Source organism: Kitasatospora putterlickiae, from assembly GCF_039527695.1.
In the GTDB taxonomy this organism is placed as follows: domain Bacteria; phylum Actinomycetota; class Actinomycetes; order Streptomycetales; family Streptomycetaceae; genus Kitasatospora; species Kitasatospora putterlickiae.
On the sequence record NZ_BAAAKJ010000124.1, the window covers coordinates 3,714 to 4,738 of the forward strand.

1 protein-coding gene and 1 pseudogene are annotated in these 1,025 nt (G+C 77.8%); one reads left to right on the top strand and one right to left on the bottom strand.

Going from position 1 to position 1,025, the window contains the following annotated elements:
- Positions 1–227: 227 nt before the first annotated feature.
- Positions 228–542 (bottom strand): hypothetical protein, encoded by a 315-nt coding sequence (locus ABD308_RS13135; RefSeq protein WP_344332935.1) that lies wholly within the window; start codon positions 540–542, stop codon positions 228–230.
- 67 nt (positions 543–609) lie between these two features.
- Between ABD308_RS13135 and ABD308_RS13140 the strand changes: the two are divergent.
- Positions 610–1,025 (top strand): annotated as a pseudogene (locus ABD308_RS13140) (hypothetical protein); the annotation flags it as partial.

A 1,025-nucleotide genomic window follows, 5' to 3' on the forward strand; every position in this document is an offset into this window, starting at 1 on the left:
GCGTCCTGGCCGCCGACCTGCCCGAGGACCAGCCGGCCCGCGCCGCGCTCTACCGGTCGCTCAGCCGCGACCGCCGCCTCCTGGTGGTGCTGGACGACGTCCGCGACACCGGGGACCTCGCCGACCTGCTGCCGGCCGGCCCCGGCTGCGCGACCGTGATCACCAGCCGCCGCACCCTGGAGGACCTGGTGGTCACCGAGGGCGCCGTCGTGCTGCGCCTCGGCCCGCTACCCGGCCCGGCCGCCCACCGCCTGCTGGAGCAACTGCTCGGCCGCCCCCGGGTGGCCGCCGAACCGGAGGCCGCCGAACGGCTGGCCGAACTCTGCGGCAGGCTGCCGCTCGCCCTGCGGATCGCCGCCGCCCGCCTGGCCACCCACCCCGGCTGGGCGATCGCCGACCTGGTACCCGAACTCGCCGACGAACGCACCAGGCTGCACGCCCTGGACACCCGGGGAACCACCAGCCTGCGCGCCGCCTTCGACCTGACGCTCCGTCACATTCCCGACACGGCGGCCCACCTGCTGGCCCTGCTGGCCGTCCACCCGGGCACCGAGACCGACATCCCGGCGGCGGGCCCGCTGCNNNCCCGAGGCCGGCGACGCGCTCGCCGTGCTCGCCGCGCACCACCTGCTCACCGAGATCTCCCCCGGCCGCTACCGCCGTTGCGACCTGATCCGCCTCTACGGCGCCGAACTCCTCGACGGGCGGCCCGCGTCCGAGCGGACCGCGGCCACCGCCGCGCTGGCCGACCACTACCTGACGACGGTGGCCCACGGCGCCGCCCTGCTCCAGCCCGCCCCCGGCAACGGCGCCGGCACCTGTGCCGGCCCGGGCCCGCGACTCCCCACCATCCCCTCGATCCTGGACTGGTTCCAGACCGAGGAGCCCACCGTCCGCGGCCTGGTCGCCGCCGCCTCCGAGGGTGGCGACCCCGACCGCGCCTGGCGGCTCGCCTACCGCGCCGACGGCCTCTACTACAGCGTCGGGCGCCGCGCCGACCGGCTGGCCTGCCTGCGGACCGGCCT